The 4700-nt window shown below is 44.0% G+C and carries 3 protein-coding genes; all 3 read left to right on the top strand.

Annotated elements, in window-relative coordinates:
* Positions 1 to 291: 291 nt before the first annotated feature.
* Entirely contained in the window at positions 292 to 1848 is a 1557-nt protein-coding gene (locus K0778_RS24835; RefSeq protein ID WP_063084791.1) for a type I restriction-modification system subunit M, read from the top strand.
* Entirely contained in the window at positions 1845 to 3011 is a 1167-nt protein-coding gene (locus K0778_RS24830) for a restriction endonuclease subunit S (RefSeq protein WP_063084790.1), read from the top strand. Before K0778_RS24835 ends, K0778_RS24830 begins: the two co-directional genes overlap by 4 nt.
* Positions 3012 to 3132: 121 nt before the next feature.
* On the top strand, positions 3133 to 4700 hold a 1568-nt coding region (locus K0778_RS24825; protein WP_123008280.1), incomplete at its 3' end, for an HsdR family type I site-specific deoxyribonuclease.

Here is a 4700-nt window from a genome sequence, read left to right as displayed (position 1 = left end):
TTGCCTCAATGGCATCAGACGGATTCATACATGTATTCCCGGTGAAAAAAGACAAAACCCCGCGCACCGGAAAGGTGGCGGGGGATTCACGGAGATAATATCTGTCTGAAATTATTTAGAATGCACCTGGTGCACTGCAAAGGAAAGGCAATATTCCGTTCCTCCTCCTTGTCGTGAATACCCCAGGTATCTCACAATGTACACCGACTTACTCCGGGGCTGCCTGAACCACAAGATTGCTGTAGAATTGCCCCCAATGATTCAGGTCCAAACCAGGAAAATGGATTAAAAATGACAAGTATTCAACAACGAGCAGAACTGCACCGCCAGATATGGCAAATTGCCAATGATGTCAGAGGTTCTGTTGACGGATGGGATTTTAAGCAATACGTTCTGGGCGCGCTTTTCTACCGTTTTATCAGCGAAAATTTTTCCAGCTATATTGAAGCCGGTGATGACAGTATCTGTTATGCGAAACTGGATGACAGCGTAATTACTGATGACATTAAAGACGATGCCATCAAAACTAAAGGCTACTTCATCTACCCAAGTCAGCTTTTCTGCAACGTAGCTGCGAAAGCAAATACCAATGACAGACTGAATGCAGATTTAAACAGTATCTTCGTTGCTATCGAAAGTTCTGCTTACGGTTACCCTTCAGAAGCTGACATCAAAGGTTTGTTTGCTGATTTCGATACCACCAGTAACCGCCTGGGTAACACCGTTAAGGATAAAAATGCCCGCCTGGCTGCGGTTCTGAAAGGGGTTGAAGGGTTAAAGCTTGGCGACTTTAACGAACATCAGATTGACCTGTTCGGCGATGCCTATGAGTTCCTGATTTCTAACTATGCGGCGAATGCTGGTAAGTCAGGCGGCGAGTTCTTTACACCGCAGCACGTCTCTAAGCTGATTGCACAACTGGCAATGCACGGCCAGACCCACGTTAACAAAATCTACGACCCGGCAGCAGGTTCCGGTTCGCTGTTGTTGCAGGCTAAAAAACAGTTTGATGACCATATCATCGAAGAAGGTTTTTTTGGTCAGGAAATCAACCATACGACCTATAACCTGGCGCGTATGAACATGTTTTTGCACAACATCAACTACGACAAGTTTGATATCAAGCTGGGCAATACGCTGACTGAGCCGCACTTCAGAGATGAAAAACCGTTTGATGCCATCGTTTCTAACCCGCCGTATTCGGTGAAATGGATTGGCAGCGATGACCCGACGCTGATTAACGATGAACGTTTTGCCCCGGCTGGCGTTCTGGCCCCCAAATCCAAAGCTGACTTTGCGTTTGTATTACATGCGCTGAACTATCTTTCTGCCAAAGGTCGTGCTGCGATTGTCTGCTTCCCGGGCATTTTTTACCGTGGCGGCGCGGAGCAGAAAATCCGTCAGTATCTGGTTGACAATAACTATGTCGAAACCGTGATTTCACTCGCACCGAACCTGTTCTTTGGCACCACCATTGCCGTCAATATTCTGGTGTTGTCTAAACATAAAACGGATACCAACGTTCAGTTTATTGATGCCAGCGAGCTGTTCAAAAAAGAGACTAACAACAACATTCTGACCGATGCCCATATCGAACAGATTATGCAGGTATTTGCCAGCAAGGAAGATGTTGCTCATCTGGCGAAATCTGTCGCGTTTGAGACCGTTGTCGCGAATGACTATAACCTGTCGGTGAGCAGCTATGTGGAAGCGAAAGATACTCGCGAAATTATCGATATCGCTGAGTTGAATGCAGAGCTGAAAACCACGGTCAGCAAAATCGACCAATTGCGCAAAGATATTGATGCGATTGTGGCTGAAATTGAAGGCTACGAGGTGCAGAAATGAGCGAGTTAAGTTATCTGGAAAAATTGCTGGATGGGGTTGAAGTTGAGTGGTTGCCATTGGCTAAAGTTTGTCGTTTAATAAACGGGAGAGCATATAAGCAAGAAGAACTGCTTTCCAAAGGCAAATATCCAGTATTAAGAGTCGGTAATTTTTTTACTAACCAAAATTGGTATTACTCAGATTTAGAATTAGATCAAGACAAGTATTGTGATAACGGTGACCTTTTATATGCTTGGTCCGCATCATTTGGTCCAAGAATTTGGCATGGGGGTAAATCTATTTACCATTATCACATATGGAAAGTGGTTCCAGATTCGAATCTTATTTGTAAACAGTTTCTATATTACTTGTTACAATGGGATACTAAAGCACTTAAAGATGCACATAGCACTGGTTCTACTATGATGCACATCAGCAAAACTACAATTGAAAAAAGGTTAGTCCCCATCCCCTGCCCGGATAATCCGGAGAAATCCCTTGCCATCCAGTCTGAAATTGTTCGGATTCTGGATAAGTTTACTGCACTTACCGCTGAGCTTACCGCTGAGCTTAACATGCGTAAAAAACAGTACAACTACTATCGTGACCAGTTGTTGAGTTTTAAAGAGGGTGAGGTTGAGTGGAAGACTTTGGGGGAAGTGGCTGTTATAGGAACAGGTAACCATGATACGCAAGATGCTATAGAACATGGCAAATATATTTTTTATGCACGTGGACGTGAGCCATTAAAGTTAAATGTATTTGATTTTGATGAAACAGCAATCATTACAGCTGGAGATGGTGCCGGGGTGGGGAAGGTATTTCATTACGCTAAAGGTAAATATGCTTTGCATCAGAGAGCATATCGTATTGTCCCAAATGCATTTATGAATCCGCGATTTGTATATCACTATATAACAGCATATTTTTTTACCTATATTCAAAAAGCATCAGTAAGTTCATCGGTTACCTCACTTCGTCGACCAATGTTTTTAAAATTCCCAATACCTGTACCACCTTCAGAAGAACAAGCTCGCATTGTCGAAATACTCGATAAATTCGACACCCTGACCAACTCCATCACTGAAGGTCTCCCGCGTGAAATCGAGTTGCGCCAGAAACAATACGAATACTACCGTGATTTACTGTTCAGTTTCCCGAAACCTGAAACTGTCAGTAATTAATTGACCATTGCTACCGATCGGGCCACCTTAACACCCGGTCAGTATATAGACTATTTTTTACGCGCCGGAAGTCACTCTTAACGCCCTTCCGGCTCTTGCCAGGCGGCACAAAGGATGCGCTATGACTCATCAAACACACACCATTGCTGAATCCAATAACTTTATCGTCCTTGATAAGTACATCAAAGCTGAGCAAACAAGCGACAGCTACCAGAGCGAATCGGACCTGGAACGTGAACTGATTCAGGACCTGCGGAATCAGGGTTATGAATTTATTTCCGTAAAATCACAGTCGGCAATGCTGTCTAATGTTCGGGAACAGCTTCAGAGCCTCAATGGTGTGATGTTTAATGACAGCGAGTGGCGGCGCTTCACGGAGCAGTATCTGGACAACCCCAGCGATGGTATTCTGGATAAAACCCGTAAAATCCATATCGACTATATCTGCGACTTTATTTTTGACGACGGGCGACTTGAGAACATCTATTTGATAGATAAAAAGAATCTCATGCGCAATAAGGTGCAGATTATCCAGCAGTTTGAACAGACGGGTTCTCATGCTAACCGTTATGACGTCACGATCCTGGTTAATGGTTTACCGCTGGTGCAAATCGAACTAAAAAAACGCGGGGTGGCGATTCGTGAGGCTTTCAACCAGATACATCGTTACAGTAAAGAGAGTTTTAACAGCGAAAATTCCCTGTTTAAGTATCTGCAACTGTTTGTCATTTCTAACGGCACCGATACCCGTTATTTTGCCAACACGACAAAGCGCGATAAAAACAGTTTTGACTTCACCATGAATTGGGCGAAATCAGACAACACGCTGATTAAAGACCTCAAAGACTTTACCGCTACCTTTTTCCAGAAACATACTCTGCTGAATGTTCTGGTGAACTACAGCGTTTTTGACAGTAGTCAGACGCTACTGGTGATGCGACCGTACCAGATTGCCGCCACCGAGCGCATTCTGTGGAAAATTAAGAGTTCCTTTACAGCGAAGAACTGGTCAAAACCGGAAAGCGGTGGGTATATCTGGCACACTACCGGTTCTGGTAAAACCCTCACCAGCTTTAAAGCCGCGCGTCTGGCAACAGAGCTGGACTTTATTGATAAAGTCTTCTTTGTGGTCGACAGGAAAGACCTCGATTACCAGACCATGAAGGAATATCAGCGTTTTTCGCCAGACAGCGTCAACGGCTCGGAAAATACCGCAGGCCTTAAACGAAATCTGGATAAGGACGATAACAAAATTATCGTCACTACTATTCAGAAACTCAATAACCTGATGAAAGCAGAAAGCGACCTGCCTGTATATAATCAGCAAGTGGTGTTTATATTTGATGAATGCCACCGCAGCCAGTTTGGAGAAGCGCAGAAAAACCTGAAGAAGAAATTCAAACGCTATTATCAGTTTGGTTTTACCGGCACCCCTATTTTCCCGGAAAACGCCTTAGGCTCAGAAACAACCGCCAGCGTATTTGGTCGTGAATTGCATTCGTATGTAATTACCGATGCGATTCGTGACGAAAAAGTGCTCAAATTCAAGGTGGACTACAACGATGTGCGACCACAGTTTAAGTCTTTAGAGACAGAAACTGACGAGAAAAAACTAAGTGCGGCTGAAAATCAGCAGGCGTTTCTTCATCCCATGCGTATTCAGGAAATCACGCAATATATTCTGAATAA

The organism is Escherichia sp. XD33 (assembly GCF_019375075.1).
Classification (GTDB): domain Bacteria; phylum Pseudomonadota; class Gammaproteobacteria; order Enterobacterales; family Enterobacteriaceae; genus Enterobacter; species Enterobacter flexneri_A.
Note: the sequence above shows the minus strand (reverse complement) of the source record. Positions and strands in the feature narration are given on the sequence as shown.